Genomic DNA, 972 nt, shown 5'->3' on the forward strand with positions numbered 1-972 from the left:
CAAACCAGTTTTTAGCGTCCTGTTCGCTTATCCATTCCGTGGCGGTCTGGATAACGCTTTCCAGCGCCTCTCGGGTGCGGGCCTGGGCGGTACGCAGCCAGGTTTTGAGCTTGCTGAAGGCCAACTCGATGGGGTTAAAATCGGGCGAGTACGGCGGCAGGTACAGCAGGCGGGCCCCGCGGGCTTCGACCAACTCGGCCAGCCCGGCCACTTTGTGGGCCGGCAGGTTGTCGAGCACCACCACGTCGCCGGGCACGAGCGTGGGGCCGAGCACCTGGGTGAGGTAGGCGGCAAACACGTCGCCATTGACGGCCCCGCTCACGGTCATGGCCGCTTGCAAGCCGTCCGGGGTCAGGGCGGCCACCAGCGTCACGTTCGGCCCGCCGTGCAGGGGCGAGGCCTGCGGGGCACGTTGCCCGCCTTCGGCCCGGGCGTAGCGGCGGCAATAGGTCAGGTTGGTGCTCGTCTCGTCCACGAACTTGAAGCAGGTGAAATCTTCGGCCTGCACGGCCTCGAGAAAGGCCGCCCGCAAGCCCCTCACCCGCTCGGTGTCGCGCTCGGCGGCGTGGACACTCTTTTTTTTCGCCGCCAGTCCAGCGCCTGTACCGCCCGCCAAAGCGTGGATTGGCTCACGGCGGGGCCGCCGAGGGCGGCCAACCAAGTGCACAGCTCCGCCAACGTGGCGTCGGGTTGCTGGTGCAAACAAGCCCGCAATTCCGCCCGAGCCCGGGCATCCAGGTCTGGGGCAGGCCCGCTGCGAGGCGGCAGCGCGGCCACCGAGCCCGTGGTGCGCTGGCGGTGCAGCAGCTTTTCCACGAACGAAACCGACACGCTGAACTGCGCAGCCACCAGCGGCACCGTGCGCCCGGGCTGGGCGCAGGCGGCCGCCACTCGCTCGCGCAAATCAAACGAATAAGCTTTCATCGGCAGAAGGTACGTCCAAATCCGTAAACTATCCTGAAATCCGCTCTA

2 protein-coding genes are annotated in these 972 nt (G+C 67.0%); both read right to left on the bottom strand.

From position 1 onward, the window contains the following. On the bottom strand, positions 1-541 hold a 541-nt coding region (locus JKL48_RS22855; RefSeq protein ID WP_317191988.1), incomplete at its 3' end, for an IS630 family transposase. Continuing rightward, complete coding sequence (locus JKL48_RS22860; protein ID WP_201987730.1) at positions 538-924, bottom strand: helix-turn-helix domain-containing protein; 387 nt, start codon at positions 922-924, stop codon at positions 538-540. The genes JKL48_RS22855 and JKL48_RS22860, both read right to left, overlap by 4 nt. Positions 925-972 lie beyond the last annotated feature (48 nt).

The organism is Hymenobacter rubidus, from assembly GCF_016734815.1.
Lineage (GTDB): Bacteria > Bacteroidota > Bacteroidia > Cytophagales > Hymenobacteraceae > Hymenobacter > Hymenobacter rubidus.